Consider the following 20,166-nt stretch of genomic DNA (forward strand, 5'->3'; position numbering starts at 1 on the left):
CGCCCCGGCCGCGATCATCGAGCGCATCAGCTCGTAGGCGTTGAGCGGGCCGCCGAAGCCGGCCTCGGCGTCGGCGACGATCGGCACGTACCAGTCGCGCTTGGCGCCGCCCTCGGCGTGCTCGATCTGGTCGGCGCGTTGCAGGGTGCGGTTGATGCGGCGGCACAGTTCCGGCGCGGCGTTGGCCGGGTACAGCGACTGGTCCGGATACATGGCGCCCGCGGTGTTGGCGTCGGCCGCGACCTGCCAGCCGGACAGATAGATGGCCTTCAGCCCGGCGCGGACCATCTGCATCGCCTGATTGCCGGTCATGGCCCCGAGCGAATGGACGTAATCCTCGGTGTTGAGCAGCTCCCACAGCTTGAGCGCGCCACGGCGCGCCAGCGTGTGCTCGATCGGCACCGAGCCGCGCAGCTTTGCCACATCATCGGCGGAGTAGGGGCGCTTGATGCCATCGAAGCGGCCGGTGGGGGCGGGAATGAGGTCTTCGAAGGTGGTGGCCACGGTGTTCGTCCCTTTACATCTTTTAATTTCGCGACCGCCTTATCGCGGAAGGTCACACAAAGATCACACTATAACGACCTGAATTCCTGTTGCAGGGTCACGGCACTGGCAACTAGGCTTGCAACTATGTAAAGACTTTACACCTTCTTCAGACCCGTTGAAGCAGGTTTGGGGCGTGTAGGACATGGCGGAACGCAAATTATTGGCCGGCCATGCGGTCCGGCGCGTGCGGCGGAAGGCGGGGTTGACCCAGGCGGCGATGGCGGAGGCGCTGGGGATCAGCGCCAGCTACCTCAATCTGGTCGAGCGCAATGGCCGGCCGGTGTCGGCAGGGCTGCTGGTGCGGCTGGCGGAGCGGTTCGACTTCGACCCGCGCGCGCTGGCGGCGGCGGAGCCCGGGGGCGGCGCCGACGCGATCCGGCGGCGGCTGGCCGATCCGCTGTTCGCCGACCTGGAAATCGACCGCAACGAAGTCGCCGAGTGGCTCGCCGCGGCGCCGGGCGGGGCGGAGGCGTTCGCGCGCGCCTTCGACCGCGGCGGCGCCGCCGACGGCGCGGTGGAGGACAATCCGGGAGCCTTGGCGCGGCAGGCGATCGAGCGGTGGCGCAACCACTTCGCCGATCTCGACGCGCATGCCGAAGCGCTTGCGGACGAGTTGCGGCTGGGCAGCGACGACCTGTACGGCGCGGTCGCCGAGCGACTGCGCGTCAAGCACCACCTAGCCGTGCGGGTGCTGCCAGTCGACGTCATGCCCGACCTGCTGCTGCGGCTGGACCTGCATGCGCGCCAGCTGCAGTTGTCGGAGCTGCTCGACCGGGCCTCGCGCATGTTCGCCGCCGCGTCGCAGCTGGCGCAGATCGAGGCGCGCACGGAAATCGATGCGCTGACCGACGGCGCCGAGCTGGCCGATCGCGGCGCCGAGAAGCTGTTCCGGCGGCATCTCGCCAGCTACTGGGCGGCGGCGCTGATGATGCCCTACGGCCGCTTCTTGCGCGCGTGCGAGGCGACCGGGTACGATGTGGAGCTGTTGCAGCGTCGGTTCGGCGCCGGGTTCGAACAGGTCGCGCACCGCCTGACGACGCTCCAGCGCGTCGGCGCGCGCGGGCTACCCTTCTTCATGGTCCGAATCGATCGGGCCGGGCAGGCGAGCAAACGTTATGCCGGGGCGAGCGGTGCCGCGCTGGCGCTCGCCGAAGAGCGCTGCCCGCTGTGGCGACTGCACCATGCATTCGACCGGCCGGGGGTGCTGACGACGCAGCTGGTGGCGCTGCTGGACGGGGAACGCTGGCTGACCATGGCGCGAACGGTGACGCCACAAGGTCGCCGTGTCGGTGCAGTGGGGGCGGAGTTCGCCATCGGGCTTGGGGTCGAAGCAAGCCAGGCGGGCAGCCTTGCCGCCGCGAGGGGGCTCGACCTGACGGGCGAGGCGACGCCGATCGGGCTCGGCTGCGCGGCGTGCCTACGCCACGACTGCCCGCAACGCTCTTTGCCGCCGAGGGGACGGGCGCTGACCATCAACGAGCGCGAGCGACGGCCGTCGGCGCTGACCTTTGCGGGGGATTAGACGCCGTTACGTCGCGAATTACTTGCAGGCGAGTTGCGGCGTTGCAACCCCGTGATCGCGGCGGGCGTGCCGTGATGAAGGGGAGAGGCTGGATGTTCGGGATCGGAAGCTTGCTGGGCAAGATCGCCACAGGTCTGCCCGTCGGGCAGGCATTGGGTACGATGCCTTCTGCGATGGTGGACGCGTTGGGCAAAACGATGGGCAAGGCCGGCCCGCTGATCAAGGACCGGGCTGGCATCGGGCAGAGCAAGGGCCCGTTCGGGGCATTCGGCGGGGCAGACATAGCGAAGGCTGGCGGTCTCGGCGCCCGCGACACGCACAAGGCGGCTTATATGGCCGCCTTAGCCCACGCGATGGACAAGGCTCACGGCAGTCACGCATTCAACATGGAAACCCACATCAACGACCTGTGGGTCAGACTGTCGAACCTGCGCACGTCCTCTGGGCAACTCGACGGGTTGCACGAGGCGATCGCAGGCAGCACCCAGCATTCGGCCGAACTCAAGCAGTTGCTGTCGGGCCTCGGTGGCGTCATCCAACAGATGATGCCGAAGATCAAATAGCCATCAGGCCGGCTCCGGCATCTTCTGACCCGCGAGTTGGTTGGCGACCGCGAGCGGAGTCAGCTCGCCCTTCATCCAGTAACGGCGGATGATCTCTTCGCGCTTGGCTTTCGCTTCGAGGTCTTGCTGGGCGGTTCGGGTCTGTTCGAACATGGCCTTACACTCCTGTATCAGGCCCGACGACGCGGACCCGAGTGGATTGGCGTTCCTTCTATCCCGAGTCTGTTACCGGCGTGAGACAGTGCGCGACGGGCGGTGCCGCCGCAGCGATCAGCCGCCGGCGTCGGTCAGGCGGCCGAGCTGTTCAGCGCTTAGCTCCAGCGTCATCGCGGGCAACAGCTCCTCGAGCTGCGCGACCGAGGTGGCGCTGGCGATCGGGGCGGTGACGCCGGGCTGCGCGATCAGCCAGGCGAGCGCGATCTGCCCCAAGGTCGCGCCCGTCTCCGCCGCGACCTGATCCATGGCCGCAAGGACAGGGGTGCCGTTGCCGGCGAGCAGGCCTGCCATCCGGCCGCCGCGGACGCTCTTGCCGGCATCGGCCGCCGAGCGATATTTACCGGTCAGGAAACCAGAGGCGAGGCCGTAATAGGGCAGCGCGCCGACATCGGCCTCGACGCAATAGCGCTGCAACTCGCCTGTGAACTTGTCGCGGGCAACGAGGTTGTATTCGGGCTGGAGGACGTCGAAGCGCGGCCGGCCGGCGGCGGCGGCGAGCGCGTTGGCGGATCGTAGGCGCGCGGCGGTAAAGTTGGACGCGCCGAGCACGGAAACCTTGCCGGCCTCGACTAGCCTGGCAAAGGCGGCGAGATACTCCTCCTGCGCCACCGTCTCGTCGTCCTGATGCGCGTAGTAGAGGTCGATGCGCTCGACACCGAGGCGGCGGAGCGACGCGTCGCAGGCGGCGGCGATGCGGGCGGGCGCCAGCTTCGCGCCGCCTTCTCCGGGGAGCATTCCCACCTTGGTGGCGATCAGTACCCGGTCGCGCTTGCCCGACCGCTTCAGCCACTCGCCGATCACCGTTTCCGACTCGCCGCCTTTGTGGCCGGGGGCCCAGGCGGAATAGACATCGGCGGTATCGACCATGGTGCCGCCACCCGCGACGAAGGCGTCGAGCACGGCGAAGCTGGCGGCTTTGTCGGCGGTCCAGCCGAACACGTTGCCGCCAAGAACCAGCGGCGCGATCGTCAGCTCGGTGGCGCCGAGGCGGCGACGCGATGGCGTCATGGCTGGGCCTCGTTGCCGGTGGTTTCGGAGGGAGCGACCTCCTCCAGGTCCACGCTGTTGGCGTCGAGCATCTCGGCCGCCTCGTTCAGCTGTTGCTGATCGTCGGCGGTAAGGCCGCCGGGTTGCGGGTCCGGCTCGGAGGAGCAGGCGGCGAGGAGCAAGGCGACGGCGGGGAGGAAGCGCATGGGCGTGGTCTACGCTTCCTCACCACCTTCGTCACCCGGCCTTGAGCCGGGGACCGGGATCATTTGTTCTCGAGCGCTTCGCCCGTTTCTCGCAGGCCTTCGCCCGCGGCGCGGCGTGCGCCGCCGGCGGTGTTCGAGATCGCCGCACCTGCGCTGTCAGCAGCGTTTTCGAGGCCGTCGCCCGCGCGATCCACCGCGGTGTCCACGTCGCCCAGCGCGGCGCCCGCGCGATCCGCCGTGTTCTCGGCGGCGCCGATCGCGCTATCCGTCGCGGCGTCGACATCGTCGACCGCGTTCTGGGTGGTCGCGGACAAGTCCGCCGCGGCGGCATTGGCGTCGGCGGCGGTCTGGTTATCGACGTTCACCGTGCAGGCGGTGAGTGCCAATATGCTGGCAGCGGCGAGGACGAGCTTCATGGTGCAACTCCTGAACGGGTCGGCGGCATAACGCAGATCAGCTGCTTAGGCTCCGATTGACCCCATATAAAGATTTCTTTATATGACACTGGATGACCCGTGCCCTCGACATCTTCCGCGCGCTCGGCGACGCGACCCGGCTGCGGATTCTGCAGCTGGTGCGGCGCATGGAGCTGTCGGTGGGCGAGCTGGCGCAGGTGCTGGGCCAGAGCCAGCCACGCGTGTCGCGGCATGTGAAGATCCTGTGCGACGCCGGGCTGCTGGCCCGGCGCAAGGAAGGCAGCTGGGTGTTCGTGGCGCTCGGTCAGTCCGACGCGGTGGCGCCGGTCGCGGCGGCGCTCGATGGTTGGGCGGGAGAAGACCACTGGGCGGTGGCGGACACCGCTCGGTTGCAGGCGGTGCGCGCCGATCGTGCGGCGGCCGCGGCCACCTGGTTCGAGAGCCATGCGGGCGAATGGGACGCGATCCGGTCGCTGCATGTCGCCGAGGAACAGGTCGAGGCGGCGATGGCGGCGGTGCTCGGCGAGGAACCGCTGGGGATGCTGGTCGATATCGGCACGGGGACCGGGCGGATGCTGGAGCTGTTCGGCGAGCGCGCGGCGAGCGCGCTGGGGATCGACCGTTCCTCGGAGATGCTGCGTCTGGCGCGGGCCAAGCTGCAGGGGCGCGGCAATACCGAGCTTCGCCAGGCCGACCTCTACAAATTGCCGCTGGCGGACGGGGGGGCGGATGTGGCGATCCTGCACCATGTGCTGCACTTCGCCGAAGACCCAGCGGCGGCGATCGCAGAGGCGGCAAGGGCATTGGGCGATGGCGGGCGGCTGTTGATCGCGGATTTCGCGCCGCACGATCGCGAAGAGCTGCGCGAGCGTGACGCGCATGTGCGCCTCGGCTTCGCCGACGAGCAGGTCGCGGCCTGGTGCGACGCGGCGGGGCTGATGATGGCGCGGGTCGAGACGCTGGGCGGCAGCGAGCTGACGGTGAAATTGTGGCTGGCGCGCAAGGCCGGGCCTGCGCTGAAGAAGGTGGCGGCGGCATGACGATCTCGGTGGACCAGCTGACGGAAGCGCGCCGCGCTCTCGACACGCCGCTGTATGCGGACGTGGGCGGCGACCTTGAGGTGTCGTTCGAGTTCTTCCCGCCCAAGAACGAGGCGATGGAAGCGCAGCTATGGAGCGCGGTGCGGACGCTGGAGCCGCTGGGGCCGCGCTTCGTGTCCGTCACTTACGGCGCGGGTGGCACGACGCGCGAGCGGACGCATGCGACGGTGGCGCGCATCCAGCGCGAGACCTCGCTGGCGGCGGCGGCGCACCTGACCTGCGTCGAGGCGACCAAGGCTGAGATCGACGCGATCGCCGAGGAATATTGGGCGGCGGGCGTGCGGCACATCGTAGCACTTCGCGGCGACCCGCCGGTCGTAGGCGCGAAATACGCTTCGCACCCGGGTGGGTACGAGAACGCGGCCGATCTGGTGGCGGGGCTGAAGCGGCTGCATCCGTTCGAGGTGTCGGTGTCGGCCTATCCTGAGTGTCACCCGGACTCGCCCGACGCGGCGGCCGATCTCGACAACCTCAAGCGCAAGCTGGACGCGGGCGCCAACCGCGCGATCACGCAGTTCTTCTTCGAGCCCGAGACCTTCTTCCGCTATCGCGACGAGGTCGCTGCCGCAGGAGTCGATGCCGAGATCGTGCCCGGGATCATGCCGGTGATGAACTTCGCCAGCGTCAAGCGGATGAGCGCGATGTGCGGCACGGCCGTGCCGCCCTGGATGGCGCGGCTGTTCGAAGGGCTGGACGATCATCCCGCCGCGCGCCAGCTGGTCGCGGCGACGGTGGCGGCGGAACTGTCGCGGCGCCTGTACGCGGGTGGGGTCAAGCAGTTGCATTTCTACACGCTCAACCGGGCGGAGCTGGCGTTCGCCATCTGCCATCTGCTGGGGGTGCGGGCGAAGGCCAAGGTCGAGGCGGCGGCGGCGTAGTTCCCCTCCCGCTTGCGGGAGGGGGCTAGGGGAGGGCCTGTTCCCCCTAGCGACGAGTAAGAAACAGGCCCTCCCCCGACCCCTCCCGCAAGCGGGAGGGAAGGAGAATGAGCATGACACCACGCGAATCCTTCATTGCCGAGGCTTCCCGGCGCATCCTCGTCACCGACGGGGCGTTCGGGACCGAGATCCAGAACTGGAAGCTGCACGAGGCGGATTACGCCGGTGTATTGGGGCTGGGGCATGATCAGAAGGGCAACAACGACATCCTGGCGATCACCAAGCCCGAAGTGCCCGAGGCGATCACGCGCGCCTATCTCGACGCCGGCTCCGACATCGTCTCGACCAATACCTTCTCCGCGAATTCGATCAGCCAGGCGGATTATGGCGCCGAAGCCCTGGTGCGTGAGATCAACGTCGAGAGTGCCCGGATCGCGCGGCGGCTGGCCGATGACTATGCCGAACGCGACGGGCGACCGCGCTTCGTGGCAGGCGCGATCGGGCCGACCAACAAGACGCTGTCGCTGAGCCCCGACGTCAACGATCCCGGCTATCGCGAGATCGACTTCGATTACCTGAAGCAGGTCTATCGCGAGCAGATCGACGCGCTGGTGGAGGGCGGGGTCGACTTCGTGCTGATCGAGACGGTGTTCGATACGCTCAATGCCAAGGCGGGAATCATGGCGGCGATCGAGGCGGGCAATGACCTTGGGCGCGACCTGCCGATCATGCTGTCGATGACGCTGACCGACCTTTCGGGGCGCAACCTGTCGGGGCACACGGTGGAGGCGTTCTGGCATGCGGTGCGCCATGCCAAGCCGCTGACGATCGGGCTGAACTGCTCGTTCGGCGCGGAGCAGCTGCGGCCGCATGTCAAGGTGCTGAGCGATCTCTGCGACACGTTGATCATGGTCTATCCGAATGCTGGGCTGCCCAATGAACTGGGCGCGTATGACGAGGCGCCGGAGACGACCGCCAAGCTGGTCGGCGAATGGGCGGATCGGGGGCAGGTCAATGTGCTGGGCGGATGCTGCGGGTCGACGCCGGCGCACATCGCGGCGATGGCGGAGCGGGTTCGGGGGCTGGCCCCGCGCAAGGTGCCGGTGCCGGCGGTGCGGACCAGGCTCGCTGGGCTGGAGCCGATGACGATGGCGGCCTAATGAGACCTTCGTCGCGACTGCTCCTTGGTTGCTGGGCAGCCATCCCGATCTGGTTTTTAGTCACATCTGCGCTGCTAGTGAGTGCTTCGGCGCTGACTGGCCACGGATGTTCAAATCCGGCAATCTGTGGACCGCTATTCGCAAAGCTGATTGCACAAACCGGCAATACGATAGGCTATATAGTTGCTTATCCCGGGCTATTGTTTGGCATCCCGATTCTTACATTGTGGTCACTCTGGACGATTGGTTCTTGGGTGTGGCGAAAAGTGCGTTCCTAACGCCGAGATCATCTAGGGAAACTGCAAATTCAATGACCTCCACCTCCTCCTTCGTCAACATCGGCGAACGCACCAACGTCACCGGGTCGGCGGCGTTCAAGAAGCTGATCATGGCGGGCGATTACGCCAAGGCCGTCGAGGTCGCGCGCAGCCAGGTCGAGAACGGCGCGCAGGTGGTCGACGTCAACATGGACGAAGGGCTGCTCGACGCCGAGCACGCCATGACTACCTTCCTGAAGCTGATCGCCGCCGAGCCCGATATCGCGCGGGTGCCGGTGATGATCGACAGCTCGAAATGGAGCGTGATCGAGGCGGGGCTGAAGTGCGTCAGCGGCAAGCCGATCGTCAACTCGATCAGCATGAAGGAGGGCGAGGACCAGTTCCTCGACGCGGCGCGCAAGTGCATGGCCTATGGCGCCGCCGTGGTGGTGATGGCGTTCGACGAGGTCGGGCAGGCAGACACCAAGGAGCGCAAGGTGGAGATCTGCGCGCGGGCTTATGCCCTGCTCACCGGCATCGGCTTTCCGCCCGAAGACATCATCTTCGATCCCAATGTGTTCGCGGTCGCGACCGGAATCGAGGAGCACAACAACTACGCGGTCGACTTCATCGAGGCGGTGCGCGAAATCAAGGTGCGCTGCCCGCACGTCCATATCTCAGGCGGGCTGTCGAACCTCTCCTTCTCGTTCCGCGGCAACGAGCCGGTGCGGCGCGCGATGCATTCGGTGTTCCTGTACCACGCGATCCCGGCGGGCATGGACATGGCGATCGTGAACGCGGGCCAGCTCGACGTGTACGACGCCATCGACCCCGAGCTGCGGACGGCCTGCGAGGACGTGGTGCTCAATCGCGATCCGGAAGCGGGCGACCGACTGGTCGCGCTGGCCGAGCGGTATCGCGGCACCGACGTGGTGGCGGAGAAGGCGGCGGCAGAGTGGCGCGGGCTGCCGGTCACCAAGCGGCTCGAATATGCGCTGGTGAAGGGCATCGATGCGCATGTCGTCGACGACACCGAGGAATGCCGCCAGCAGTTCGCCCGCCCGATCGAGGTGATCGAAGGTCCGCTGATGGACGGCATGAACGTCGTCGGCGACCTGTTCGGCAGCGGCAAGATGTTCCTGCCGCAGGTGGTGAAGTCCGCGCGCGTGATGAAGAAGGCGGTGGCGCACCTGCTGCCCTTCATCGAGGCGTCGAAGGAGCCCGGTGCGAAAGGCAAGGGCAAGATCGTGATGGCGACTGTCAAGGGCGACGTCCACGATATCGGCAAGAACATCGTCGGCGTGGTGCTGCAGTGCAACGGCTTCGACGTGGTCGACCTGGGCGTGATGGTGCCGTGGAGCCGCATCCTGGAGGCGGCGAACGAGAACGACGCCGACATGATCGGGCTGAGCGGCCTCATCACGCCATCGCTGGACGAGATGGTGACGGTCGCGGAGGAGATGAAGCGCGCGGGCATGACGATGCCGCTGCTGATCGGCGGCGCGACGACGTCGAAGGTGCATACCGCGCTGCGCATCTCGCCGGCCTATGACGGGCCGATTGTGCATGTGCTGGATGCCAGCCGTGCGGTGGGGGTGGCGACGACGCTGGTGAGCGACACCGGGCGCGATGCTTATGTCACGGGGGTTGCGGCGGAGTATCAGAAGGTCCGCGATGCACGCGCGGGCAAGGGGCAGAACGATCTCTTGCCGCTGGCCGAGGCGCGGGCGCGGGGGTTCACAGCGGACATGGCGCTGAAGCCGCACCCGCCGGCGCAACCCGGGCGGCATGTGTTCGACGGCTGGGACCTGGCCGAGCTGCGCGCGGCGATCGACTGGACGCCGTTCTTCCGCGCTTGGGAGCTGGCGGGGAACTACCCGGCGATCCTGAGCGACCCGGTGGTGGGGGAGAGCGCGACGGGGTTGTTCGCCGATGCGCAGGCGATGCTGGACCGAATTGTGGGAGAAAAGTGGCTGACAGCGCGCGGCGTGGTGGGACTTTGGCCGTGCCGGCGCGAGGGGGATGATGTGGTGCTATCCTCCCCGCTGGGCGGGGAGGGGGACCAGCCGCAGGCTGGTGGAGGGGTGGCTGCCACCGGCGGTTCCCTTGTGGAGAAGCCCCTCCACCACGCCTTCGGCGCGGTCCCCCTTCCCATGAACGGGGAGGAGCTTAGGCTCCCCTTCCTCCGCCAGCAGATCGCCAAGCGGGAGGGGCGCGCCAACATGTGCCTGGCCGACTTCATCGACCCAGCGGGTGACTGGATCGGCGGGTTTGCGGTGGGCATCCACGGCATCGAGCCGCATCTGGCCGCGTTCAAGGCAGGCCATGACGACTATAACGACATCCTGCTGAAGGCGCTGGCGGACCGGCTGGCGGAGGCGTTCGCGGAGGTGCTTCACCGGCATGTGCGGACCACCCTGTGGGGCTATGCGGAGGGCGAGCAGCTGACCAACGAGGCGCTGATCAAGGAGGAATATCGCGGCATCCGCCCGGCGCCCGGCTATCCGGCATGCCCGGAACATTCGCTCAAGACGGTGCTGTTCGACCTGCTCGATGCGGAGGCGGTGGGGCTGGAGCTGACCGAGAGCTTCGCGATGCTGCCGACCGCGGCGGTCAGCGGCTTCTACTTCGGCCACGCGCAGGCGGAGTATTTCGGCGTAGCGCGGATCGGGCGGGATCAGGTGGAGGACTATGCGGCACGGTGCGGGGTGAGCGTCGCGCAGGCGGAACGGTGGCTGCGGCCGAACTTGGATTAATTGCGGGCCGCGGCGAAGCCGCGTCCTGACGTCGGACGGGTCGACTGTGCCGCCCGCCGGCCGCGCTGGTGGCGTGCGCGCCTGCTTGCGCTGGCGCGGCTCGCCACTGGCGCGTTACTTATGCCCGCCGTGCCCGGCGTTCTGGCCATCGGTGCCTTTGCCGTCGTTCTTCAGGCTGTTGTCCTGCTTCTTGTTGCCGCCTTCGCGCTCGGCGTGGCTGTCGGTCTTGTGGAAGTCGCCCTTCTTCTTGTGGTCGGTCATCGGCTTTCTCCTTCGAGAGCGCAGAACGCCGAAGGGCGGGCAAGTGTCCCGTTCGAGGACGGGGCCGGGCGACACTAACAAAGCCTCGTCCCATCGAGCGGCCTTAACCTTCAATCCGGCTAGCCGACCGGCGCACGCGGGCGCAGCAGGAGGGAAAGGAAACCGATTATGCGCTATGCCCTCCTGCTCGCCCTCGCCGCACCCGCGGCCGCGCAACCGTCCGCGCCGTTCGTCATCGAAGAGACGGGGCAGGGCTATCGCACCCTGGAGGCGGCGGTGGATGCGATCCGCGTCGGGACGGGGACGATCCTGATCGCGCCCGGCGTCTATCGCGAGTGCGTCGTGCAGTCGGGCGGCTCGATCACCTATCGCGCGCGGCAAGCCGGGACGGCGATCTTCGAGCGGACGGCATGCGAGGACAAGGCGGTGCTGGTGCTGCGCGGCGACCGCTCGACGGTGGACGGGCTGGTGTTCCGCAACATCCGTGTGCCCGACGGCAACGGGGCGGGGATCAGGACCGAGATCGGCGACCTGACCGTCACCAACTCGATGTTCCTGGACAGCCAGGAGGGCATCCTGGGCGGCAATGCGGGCGAGCAGCGGATCACGATCGACCGCTCGACCTTTTCGGGGCTTGGCCAGTGTCACGAGACCGAGGACTGCGCGCATTCGATCTATCTGGGGCTGGGCGGGCCGGTGAGGATCACCAATTCGCGTTTCGAGCGCGGGCGCGGGGGGCATTACGTCAAGGTGCGCGCGCCGCGGGTGACGATCACGAACAACTCGTTCGACGATACCGGCGGGCAGCGGACCAACTATATGATCGACCTGCCGGAGGGCGCGCAGGGGCTGATCTCCGGCAACAGCTTCGTGCAGGGGAAGGGCAAGGAGAACCATTCGGGGTTCGTCGTCGTCGCGGCGGAGAAGCGGACGTTCCCTTCCACGGGCTTGCGGATCGAGAACAACGACGCGCGGCTGGCGCCGGGGGCGCCGACCAACCCGGCTTTCGTGGCAGACCTGAGCGGCGACAGCCTGGCGGTGGGGGCGAACCGGCTGGGCGCGGGGATACGGATGTTCGAGCGGCGCTGAGTTCCCCTCCCGCTTGCGGGAGAGGCCAGGGGAGGGGATGTGCGGAGCGGCGGATGACAAGCCCTCCCCCAACCCTCCCGCAAGCGGGAGGGGAGCTTAATCGCGCCTCCCGCAAACGGGGAGGGAGCTTAGGTGGCCTCCCGCTTGCGGGAGGGCGATCTCAGCGGCAGCTGTCGCGTTCGCCGGGGTCGAGATCGAGGCAGCGACCGTCTACGCCCGGCATCGCGACGCCCAGCTCTGCCGCCAGTGTCGGGGCGATGTCGATCGTCTCCACGGACAGCGGCTGCTCGAAGCCCGGCGCGCCCTTGCGCCAGAAGACGATCGGTACGCGGCGGTCGTAATCCCAGGGCGAGCCGTGGGTTTCGACATAGCCGGGGCCGGGTCTGGCGATCGGGGTCACGCGGGCGCCGAGCAGCAGGACGATGTCTCCGGATCGCTCGGGATCGAAGCTGGCACGCGCGCGCTGCAGCAGCGACCAGGTCTCGGGCGGGCCGCTCGGGGCAGGTGCCGCGGCGAGTTCTGCCTGGGTGAAGACGGCGGCGACTTGCGGTAGCGCGCGGGCGCGGCGGACGGTTTCCGCCAGCGCGCGGGTGCGCTGGGCGGGGGTGAGTGCGACGTTGAGCCAGATGTCGCCCTCTTCGCCGAACAGGACACGTCCGGCGAAGCCGACGGCCTTGCCGACGGCTTCGCCGACGACGCGGGCATCGGTGTCCGGCAACAGCCGGTGCGCGTCCGAAATCGCGCGCTGGTTGACGCGCTCGGTCATGTCGTGCGCGCCGTGGTCGGCGGTCAGCACCACTTGATAGTCGACACCGAGCGCATCGAGCTCGTCGAAGAAGCCGCCCAGCGCCTGGTCGAGCTGATCCTGCTGGATGCACATCTCGGTGCCGCCGGTTCCGAAGCGGTGGCCGATATAATCCGTGGCGGACAGGCCGATCGCGAGCAGGTCGGGCGCCGGGCCGCGGCCGAGCCTCATCTCCTGCACGAGCCCGGCGGCGAGCGCGAGCACGGCGGCATCGGCAGCAGGTGACGCGCGGAACAGCGCGGTGTCGCCCGCCGGCCGGGCATGGCGGCCTTGGCCCAGCACCTGATCGCCGACGCGCACGGGGCGATCGGTCGAGCGGCACCAGCCCGGCAGCGGCAGCGCGGGCTGCGGGGCGGCGACCAGTGCTGCGACGGCGTCGCGGGTGCGCTGGACCACCGGCGGCACGGCGCGGCCGGCATAGGAGCTGTAGGTCTTGCCGTCCCACCACCAGATCTCGTCGGTCCGGTGGCCACCCATCATCACCGCCGCGCGATCCTTGCCCGCGACGGATACGACGCGGCTGCGCGGATCGGCGCGCTTCATCAGCTCGCCCAGCGTCGGTACCTTCAGGTGGACGGGCGAGACGGTGTAGGCGCGGCTGGTCGAGCCGGCGACGCTCGGGTCCTCCGCGCAGTACACGGTCTTGTCCTCGCGGCCGACGCGCTGGTCGACCCACTGGTTGGCGATGATCCCCGTCTTGTCGGGACGAAAGCCGGTCAGAATCGTGGAGTGGCCGGGGCAGGTCTCGGTCGCGGCGTGGCTTTGGTAGCCGGACGGGAACACCTGGCCCTCCAGGAGGCGGGCAAAGCCGCGGGTGTAACGGTTGCGGTACTGGGCGAAGAGATCGGCGGAGAGCTGGTCGACCGCGATCGCCACGATCAACTTCGGCCTGGTCGTGGGCGCGGCGACGGGCGGAGCAGCCTGCTGCGCCATCGCAGGCGTACTGGCGAGGAGCAGGGCGGCGAGCAACTTGCGCATGACATGGTCCTTGGGGCCGGGCGGCGGGAAGGCTATGATGCCCCGATGAGAATAGGGCAATGATGCGCGCGCTGCTTTGCATGGTGATGACATGGCTGCTGGCGGGCGCGGCGCTGGCGGCGGAGTCTCGGCATCTCGCGGTGACGCTGGTGGCGGAGACGGCACGGCCGGCGGCGGGATCGAGCGTGACGCTGGCGTTCGACTCGCGGCCGGAGCCGGAGTGGCACGGCTATTGGATCAACGGCGGCGACGCGGGCGTGCCGACTACCGCGAAGTGGACGCTGCCGGCGGGGGTGACGGCGGGCGAGCTGCAATATCCGGTGCCTGGGCGGCTGCTCGTCTCCGGGCTGATGAACTATGTGTACGAGAAGCCCTATGCGCATCTCGTCGAGCTGAGGGTGCCGGCGGGGCTGGCGTCGGGCACGCGGCTGCCGATCTCGGTCAAGCTCGACTATCTGGTCTGCACGCGCGAGATCTGCGTGCCCGAGAGCCAGACGCTTTCGACCGAGCTGACGGTCGGCGACGGCGCGGTCGAGCCGGGCACGCGGGCGCCGTTCGACGCGTGGCGGCAGGCGATGCCCAAGCCGCTGGGATCGCAGGCGCGCTTCGCGGTGGCCGACGGCAAGTTCCGCATGGCGGTGCCGTTTCCGGCGGACGCGGCGCTGGGAGAGGCTTATTTTTTTCCGCTCGCGGGCGGGGCAATCGACTTCGCCGCGCCGCAGACCGTGACGAGGTCGGGCGATGCGCTGATCGTCGAGACCAAGGCGGCCCCGATCGGCACGCCGCCGACCACGCTCGAGGGCGTCCTGACCGTTGGCGAGCGCGGCGGCTTCCTGGTCAGCGCCAGCCCGGGGGCGGCGGCAGCCGGCGAGACGGCGGGGTCCGAAGTGGGATGGCGAGCGGCGCTGTTGGCGTTCGGCGGCGCGGTGCTCGGCGGGCTGCTGCTCAACATCATGCCGTGCGTGTTCCCGATCCTGAGCCTGAAGGCGTTGAGCCTGGCCCGGAGCGGGGCCGATACCAGCGCGGCACGGCGCGAGGCGCTCGCCTACACCGGTGGCGCGGTGCTGGCGTGTCTTGGCCTCGGCGCGGTCATCCTGGCGCTGCGGGCGGGTGGAAGCGCGGTCGGCTGGGCGTTCCAGCTGCAGGATCCGCGCGTGATCGTGGTCCTGCTGGCGCTGACGGTGGCGATCGCGCTCAACCTCTCCGGCCTGTTCGAGGTGCCGACGCCGCGCTTCGCGGGCCGCGAGGGCAGCGGCGGCGCGTTCGCGACCGGCGCGCTGGCGGCGTTCGTGGCGACGCCTTGCACCGGGCCGTTCATGGGTGCCGCCCTCGGTGCGGCGCTGGTGCTGCCGGTGGCAGCGGCGCTGGCCGTGTTCGCGGGGCTGGGGCTAGGGCTGGCGCTGCCGTTCCTGTTGATCGGCTTCGTGCCCGCGCTGCGGCGGCGCCTGCCCAAACCGGGCGCGTGGATGGCCACGTTCCGACGGGTGCTCGCCGTGCCGATGTGGCTGACCGCGCTGGCGCTCGCCTGGGTGCTGGGGCGGCAGGCGGGCGTCAATGCGATGACCTGGGGACTGGGCGCGTCGCTGGTGGTCGGCTTCGCGCTGTGGCTGGCGGGGCGGCGGCAAGCGCGCGGGCTGGGCGCCGGGCTGCCGCTGGCGGCGGCGCTCGTGCTGGCGGTCGGACTCGCGGTTGCGGTGCCACGCTCGGCGCCGGCGGCCGAAGTCGCCGGCGGGGACGAGGCGTTTTCCGAAACCCGGCTCGCGGCACTGAGGGCCGAGAAGCGGCCCGTATTCGCCTACTTTACCGCCGACTGGTGCCTGACCTGCAAGGTCAACGAAGCGGGTGCGATCGATCGGGCCGCGGTGCGCGACGCGTTCGGGGCGCAGAAGGTGGCGGTGCTGGTCGGTGACTGGACCGACGGCGATGCCGAGCTCGGCCGCTTCATCGCCAAGCACAATCGTGCGGGCGTGCCGTTGTATCTGTGGTATGAGCCGGGTGCGTCGGAGCCGACGGTACTGCCGCAGGTGCTGACGCCGTCGTTATTGACCGACCTCGCCGAAAAGCGGGGCTGAAGAGGAGTAGGTGTCGATGCGTATCTTTCCCCTTGTAACCGTGATGACGCTGGCGGCCGTGCCCGCGCTGGGCCAGCAGGCGACCAACGCGCCTGCGGGCAATTTCCGCCTTATGGATATGAACGGCAAGCCGGTGCAGCTCAGCGATTATCGCGGCAAGACGGTGGTGCTGGAGTGGAACAACCCCGGCTGCCCCTATGTGAAGAAGCATTACGCCGGGAACATGCAGAAGACGCAAAGCCTCGCGCGCAAGGATGGCGCGGTTTGGCTGACGATCAACTCGGGCGCACCGGGCAAGCAGGGCCATATGAGCGGTGCCGAAGCCAAGGCGATGGTCGCGAGCGCAAACGCACAGCCCACCGCCTATCTGCTCGATCCCGAAGGTCGGGTCGGCAAGGGCTATGGCGCCAAGACGACGCCCCATTTGTACGTCATCGATGGCAAGGGTGTGCTGCGCTATCAGGGTGGCATCGACGATAAGCCGACCAACGACGTTGCCGACATTCCGGGCGCCCGCAATCATGTGCTGGCGGCGCTGGGCGAGCTGAAGGCGGGCAAGCCGGTGTCGGTGGCGGAGACGCGGCCTTATGGGTGTTCGGTGAAGTACGCGGGCTGAGAAGATTTGGTTCACGCGGAGACGCGGAGAAGAAGATCGGATTGTCCCATCACGACCTGCGCACAGGCGCGCGTTGATCCGTCAGCCTGGGATGATGGGCGGCCGGCGCGGCCGGGCGCACACCCCCGCGTCTCCGCGTGAACCAGCTTTTTGCCTCGTCGTACCTCCGCCGCATAGCTTGCATCCTGCTCTGCCGCGGCGCAGCATGGAACCTCGCTTGCTTGCGAGGGTATAGTCCAGGTGGGATCAAGGCCGGCTTTCGACGAGATCAGGGACAGGCAGGGATCGGGTTTCGACGCGGTCGCGCACTGGCTCGACGCGACGCCGGGCGAGGAGCTGCGGCGGCGACAGGCGGCGGCCGAGGCGACGTTCCGGCAGTTGGGGATCACCTTTGCCGTCTATGGCGACAGTGATGCGGCGGAGCGGATCATCCCGTTCGACATCGTGCCGCGCGTCTTCCTGCCGGGCGAATGGTCGCGGCTGTCCGATGGACTGATCCAGCGCGTCGAGGCAATCAACGCCTTTCTCGACGACATCTATGGCGCGCAGAAGATCCTGCGCGACGGCGTGCTGCCGGTCGATCTGGTGCTCGGCAATGCGCAGTTCCGGCCCGAAGTCCACAATGTGCGCAGCCCGCACGGGGTGCGCGCGCATATCTGCGGCATCGACTTGGTGCGGACCGGGCCCGACGATTTCTGGGTGCTGGAGGACAACGCCCGCACCCCGTCGGGGGTGAGCTATATGCTCGAGAACCGCGAGGCGATGCTGCGGCTATGCCCAGAGCTGTTCCGCTCGATGCGGGTCGCGGCGGTGGACAGCTATCCGGATCGCCTGTTGCAGACGATGCAGTCGGTGGCGCCGAGCGTGCGGGGCGGCGGCAACTCGCGGCCGGTCTGCGTGGTGCTGACGCCGGGGCATTATAACTCGGCCTATTACGAGCACAGTTTCCTTGCCGATTCGATGGGGATCGAGCTGGTCGAGGGCGCCGATCTGCTGGTCGATGACGATATCGTATGGATGCGGACGGTGCAGGGCCGGGTGCGGGTGGACGTGATCTATCGCCGCATCGACGACGATTTCCTGGATCCGCTGGTGTTCCGCCCGGACAGCGCGCTCGGCGTGCCGGGGCTGATCGCCGCCTATGCGGCAGGCAATGTTGCGATCATCAACGCGCCCGGCAACGGCATCGCGGACGACAAGGCGATCTATAGCTATATGCCCGAGATCGTGCGCTATTACTCGGGTGGCGAGCCGAAGCTGCCCAATGTCGAAACCTGGCGTTGTCGCGAGCCGCAGTCTTTGCGCTATGTCCTCGAGCATCTCGATGAAGTGGTGGTAAAACTGGTCGACGGCTCGGGCGGCTATGGGATGCTGGTCGGCCCGACTGCGTCGCGTCAGGAGATCGAGGACTTCCGTAAGGCGCTGGAGGCGGAGCCGCACCGCTACATCGCGCAGCCGACGCTGGCGTTGTCGACGGTTCCGACCATGGCTGAAGCGGGGCTGGCGCCGCGGCACGTCGACTTCCGCCCGTTCGTGCTGAGCGGCGCGAAGGGTGTGCAGGTGGTGCCCGGCGGGCTGACCAGGGTGGCGCTGCGCGAGGGGTCGCTGGTGGTGAACTCCAGCCAAGGCGGCGGCACCAAGGACAGTTTCGTACTGATGGACGAGCCGCGGATGGCGCAACGGCAGAGCATGGGCGGGATGAGCCAATCGCAGCTTATGGGAGGGGCGGCATGATCCCTTCTGCTTCCCCGACGAATGCCGGGACCAAGTCGGCCGCGCCGGAGCTTAATGCTGCGGCTTGTCGGAAATACCGCATCTGGGCCCCGGCTTTCGCCGGGCAGGGTGAAGGTGCCGAGGTGCGGACACTATGCTGAGCCGCACGGCTTCCTCGCTCTACTGGCTCGGCCGCTATTTCGAACGGGCGGACTTTGTCGCGCGGCTGGTGGAGGCGACGGCGCGGCTGGATACCCTGTCGTCGCGGCCGGCGGGCGAGGCGGCCTGGGAATCGGCGCTGGCGGTTACCGATCGCGAAGAGGCGTTCGCCGCCACCGGCGCGCATGCCGGGCAGACGGAGGTGGCATGCTTTCTGACGGTGGATGCGTCGAACCCGGGGTCGGTGGTGCGCTGCCTCGACATGGCGCGGATGAACGCCAAGGCGGTGCGGACCGCCCTGACGCGCGAAGCCTGGGCGGCGATCAACCGCGCCTGGCTGTCCTTCGCGCAGCGGCCGGAGCATTGCGAGCTGTCGGATTCGCTGCGGATGGTCGAGGCGGTGCAGAACGAGTGCCGCGGCTTCGAGGGCGCCGTGCACCGGATGCTGCGCAATCAGGCGACCTGGTTCATCCGCCTTGGTCAGGCGGTGGAACGCGCCGACAACACCGCGCGGCTGGTCGACGTCAAATACCATCTGCTGCTGCCGGAGGGCGAGAGCGTCGGCGGCGTGCTGGACCGCGACCAATGGACCACCATCCTGCAGACGGTGTCGGCGGTGACTGCCTATCGCTGGCTGTATTCGGATGGGCTGACGATCGCCAACGTTGTCGAGCTGCTGCTTGCGCGCTCGGAGATGCCGCGCAGCCTCGCGGCGTCGGCGGAGGAGGTGGTCGAGGTGCTGGGGCAACTGGCCAAGCATACTGGGCGGCATGGCGAGGCGGATCGGATGGCGCGGCTGCGCGCGACCCGCATGGCGCGCACCCGCTCGCGCGAAGTGATCGCGGCGGGACTGCACCAGTATCTGGAGGCGTTCATCGAGGAGAACGCGCAGCTCCATGCCGCGATCGGGCGGCAGTTCACGTTCGTGTAATGGGTACCCTCGCCGACGTGGTGCCTTCATGAGGCTGTCGGTCGATCATCGCACCACCTATCGTTTCACGGTGCCGCAGAGCCGCGTCGTGCAGCTGTTGCGGCTGACGCCAGGCAACTCGCATGACCAGACGGTCGCCTCGTGGCGGGTGCATGTCGATTGCGATGCGCGGATGCGCGAGGGGCGCGACGGCTTCGGCAATCACGTTACCATGCTGTATGCCGAGGGGCCGCTGACCACCGTCGAAATCGCGGTGCAAGGTGAGGTACTGACCAGCCATTCCGACGGCTGTGTGCTAGGGGTTGCGGAGCCGCTTCCACCGGCGCTGTTCCTGCGTCCCACCGGGGCGACACCGGCCGATCCGGCGATCTGTCGCTGGTCACGGGAGGTCGCGACGGGAACCGCCGTCGAGCGGCTGCACACGCTGAACCGCGCGCTGCACGCCCGGTTCGCGATCGAGCGCGGGCGCGGCGACCCGGGGCTGGACGCGGGCGCCGCTTGGGCGCGAGACAGTGCCACGCCGCGCGACTTGGCGCAGATCTTCTGCGTTGCGGCGCGTGCGCTCGGCGCACCGGCTCGGTTCGTATCGGGCTATCACCTGTGGGAGATCGATGGCGAGCACCGCCCCGCGCCGCATGGCTGGGCGGAGGCGCATGTCGAAGGTCTGGGATGGATCGGGTTCGACCCGACGACGGGCATGTCGCCCGAAGAGGAATATGTGCGCGTGGCAGTGGCGCTGGACGCGGCCGGTGCGGCGCCGGTGGCGGGATCGCGGCTGGGCGCGGGCGCGGAGGAACTGGAGGTCGATGTGGCGGTGAGCCGGGAGGCGTAGAGGGAGAGCAGGGCTTCCCCGCCGCAGTACGGATCTCGTTTCGAGATGCTCGGCGGCATGTGCCGACCGCTCCGATCGAGTTGGTGGCGCTTGGGCCCGGCCT

The 20,166-nt window shown here is 68.4% G+C and carries 18 protein-coding genes and 1 pseudogene; 12 read left to right on the forward strand and 7 right to left on the reverse strand.

Annotated features, from left to right (window positions below):
• A pseudogene (locus VFQ64_RS06820) lies at positions 1-504 on the reverse strand (isocitrate lyase); the annotation flags it as partial.
• A gap of 184 nt (positions 505-688) precedes the next feature.
• Here VFQ64_RS06820 and VFQ64_RS06825 point away from each other — a divergent pair.
• Together VFQ64_RS06825 and VFQ64_RS06830 are read left to right on the forward strand one after the other, a co-directional pair.
• A complete protein-coding gene (locus VFQ64_RS06825) occupies positions 689-2,068 on the forward strand; it encodes a helix-turn-helix domain-containing protein (protein ID WP_325102554.1) in 1,380 nt (459 codons plus the stop codon).
• 92 nt (positions 2,069-2,160) lie between these two features.
• Complete coding sequence (locus VFQ64_RS06830; RefSeq protein WP_325102555.1) at positions 2,161-2,631, forward strand: hypothetical protein; 471 nt, start codon at positions 2,161-2,163, stop codon at positions 2,629-2,631.
• Between the two features lie 3 nt (positions 2,632-2,634).
• Here the strand turns inward: VFQ64_RS06830 and VFQ64_RS06835 are convergent, their stop codons facing one another.
• From VFQ64_RS06835 to VFQ64_RS06850, 4 genes are all read right to left on the reverse strand, one after another.
• Positions 2,635-2,784, reverse strand: a complete 150-nt coding sequence (locus tag VFQ64_RS06835; RefSeq protein ID WP_325102556.1) for a hypothetical protein — start codon at positions 2,782-2,784, stop codon at positions 2,635-2,637.
• A gap of 117 nt (positions 2,785-2,901) precedes the next feature.
• Positions 2,902-3,855 (reverse strand): aldo/keto reductase, encoded by a 954-nt coding sequence (locus tag VFQ64_RS06840; protein WP_325102557.1) that lies wholly within the window; start codon positions 3,853-3,855, stop codon positions 2,902-2,904.
• Positions 3,852-4,040 carry a hypothetical protein gene (locus VFQ64_RS06845; protein ID WP_325102558.1) on the reverse strand — a complete coding sequence of 63 codons (189 nt, stop codon included), beginning with the start codon at positions 4,038-4,040 and terminating at the stop codon, positions 3,852-3,854. Before VFQ64_RS06845 ends, VFQ64_RS06840 begins: the two co-directional genes overlap by 4 nt.
• Positions 4,041-4,099: 59 nt before the next feature.
• A complete protein-coding gene (locus VFQ64_RS06850) occupies positions 4,100-4,456 on the reverse strand; it encodes a hypothetical protein (protein WP_325102559.1) in 357 nt (118 codons plus the stop codon).
• Between the two features lie 92 nt (positions 4,457-4,548).
• Here VFQ64_RS06850 and VFQ64_RS06855 point away from each other — a divergent pair, with 92 nt between their 5' ends.
• From VFQ64_RS06855 to metH, 4 genes are all read left to right on the forward strand, one after another.
• Positions 4,549-5,496, forward strand: coding sequence for a metalloregulator ArsR/SmtB family transcription factor (locus tag VFQ64_RS06855; protein ID WP_325102560.1), 948 nt, complete (start codon positions 4,549-4,551; stop codon positions 5,494-5,496).
• Positions 5,493-6,434 (forward strand): methylenetetrahydrofolate reductase [NAD(P)H], encoded by a 942-nt coding sequence (metF, locus tag VFQ64_RS06860; RefSeq protein WP_325102561.1) that lies wholly within the window; start codon positions 5,493-5,495, stop codon positions 6,432-6,434. The genes VFQ64_RS06855 and metF overlap by 4 nt, the downstream gene beginning before the upstream one ends.
• Positions 6,435-6,547: 113 nt before the next feature.
• Positions 6,548-7,594 carry a homocysteine S-methyltransferase family protein gene (locus VFQ64_RS06865; RefSeq protein ID WP_325102562.1) on the forward strand — a complete coding sequence of 349 codons (1,047 nt, stop codon included), beginning with the start codon at positions 6,548-6,550 and terminating at the stop codon, positions 7,592-7,594.
• Between the two features lie 310 nt (positions 7,595-7,904).
• Positions 7,905-10,607 carry a methionine synthase gene (metH, locus tag VFQ64_RS06870; protein WP_414712876.1) on the forward strand — a complete coding sequence of 901 codons (2,703 nt, stop codon included), beginning with the start codon at positions 7,905-7,907 and terminating at the stop codon, positions 10,605-10,607.
• Positions 10,608-10,721: 114 nt separating this feature from the next.
• On the opposite strand, the gene VFQ64_RS06875 is transcribed toward metH, so the two are convergent.
• Positions 10,722-10,868: a hypothetical protein gene (locus VFQ64_RS06875; protein ID WP_299650695.1), complete on the reverse strand. Its 147-nt coding sequence runs from the start codon at positions 10,866-10,868 to the stop codon at positions 10,722-10,724.
• Positions 10,869-11,036: 168 nt separating this feature from the next.
• Between VFQ64_RS06875 and VFQ64_RS06880 the strand changes: the two genes are divergently transcribed.
• Positions 11,037-11,957, forward strand: a complete 921-nt coding sequence (locus VFQ64_RS06880) for a right-handed parallel beta-helix repeat-containing protein (protein ID WP_325102564.1) — start codon at positions 11,037-11,039, stop codon at positions 11,955-11,957.
• Between the two features lie 160 nt (positions 11,958-12,117).
• Here VFQ64_RS06880 and VFQ64_RS06885 read toward each other — a convergent pair whose 3' ends face one another.
• On the reverse strand, positions 12,118-13,740 hold the full coding sequence (locus VFQ64_RS06885; protein ID WP_325102565.1) for an alkaline phosphatase family protein: 1,623 nt from the start codon (positions 13,738-13,740) through the stop codon (positions 12,118-12,120).
• 62 nt (positions 13,741-13,802) lie between these two features.
• Between VFQ64_RS06885 and VFQ64_RS06890 the strand changes: the two genes are divergently transcribed.
• From VFQ64_RS06890 to VFQ64_RS06910, 5 genes are all read left to right on the forward strand, one after another.
• Positions 13,803-15,812: a protein-disulfide reductase DsbD family protein gene (locus VFQ64_RS06890; RefSeq protein WP_325102566.1), complete on the forward strand. Its 2,010-nt coding sequence runs from the start codon at positions 13,803-13,805 to the stop codon at positions 15,810-15,812.
• A gap of 16 nt (positions 15,813-15,828) precedes the next feature.
• A complete protein-coding gene (locus VFQ64_RS06895) occupies positions 15,829-16,428 on the forward strand; it encodes a redoxin domain-containing protein (RefSeq protein WP_325102567.1) in 600 nt (199 codons plus the stop codon).
• Positions 16,429-16,668: 240 nt separating this feature from the next.
• Positions 16,669-18,162 carry a circularly permuted type 2 ATP-grasp protein gene (locus VFQ64_RS06900; RefSeq protein ID WP_414712877.1) on the forward strand — a complete coding sequence of 498 codons (1,494 nt, stop codon included), beginning with the start codon at positions 16,669-16,671 and terminating at the stop codon, positions 18,160-18,162.
• Positions 18,163-18,295: 133 nt separating this feature from the next.
• Positions 18,296-19,231, forward strand: a complete 936-nt coding sequence (locus tag VFQ64_RS06905) for an alpha-E domain-containing protein (protein ID WP_325102568.1) — start codon at positions 18,296-18,298, stop codon at positions 19,229-19,231.
• Positions 19,232-19,259: 28 nt separating this feature from the next.
• Positions 19,260-20,063, forward strand: a complete 804-nt coding sequence (locus VFQ64_RS06910) for a transglutaminase family protein (RefSeq protein ID WP_325102569.1) — start codon at positions 19,260-19,262, stop codon at positions 20,061-20,063.
• Positions 20,064-20,166 lie beyond the last annotated feature (103 nt).

Origin of the sequence: Sphingomonas sp. (assembly GCF_035714405.1) — a bacterium.
GTDB lineage: Bacteria > Pseudomonadota > Alphaproteobacteria > Sphingomonadales > Sphingomonadaceae > Sphingomonas.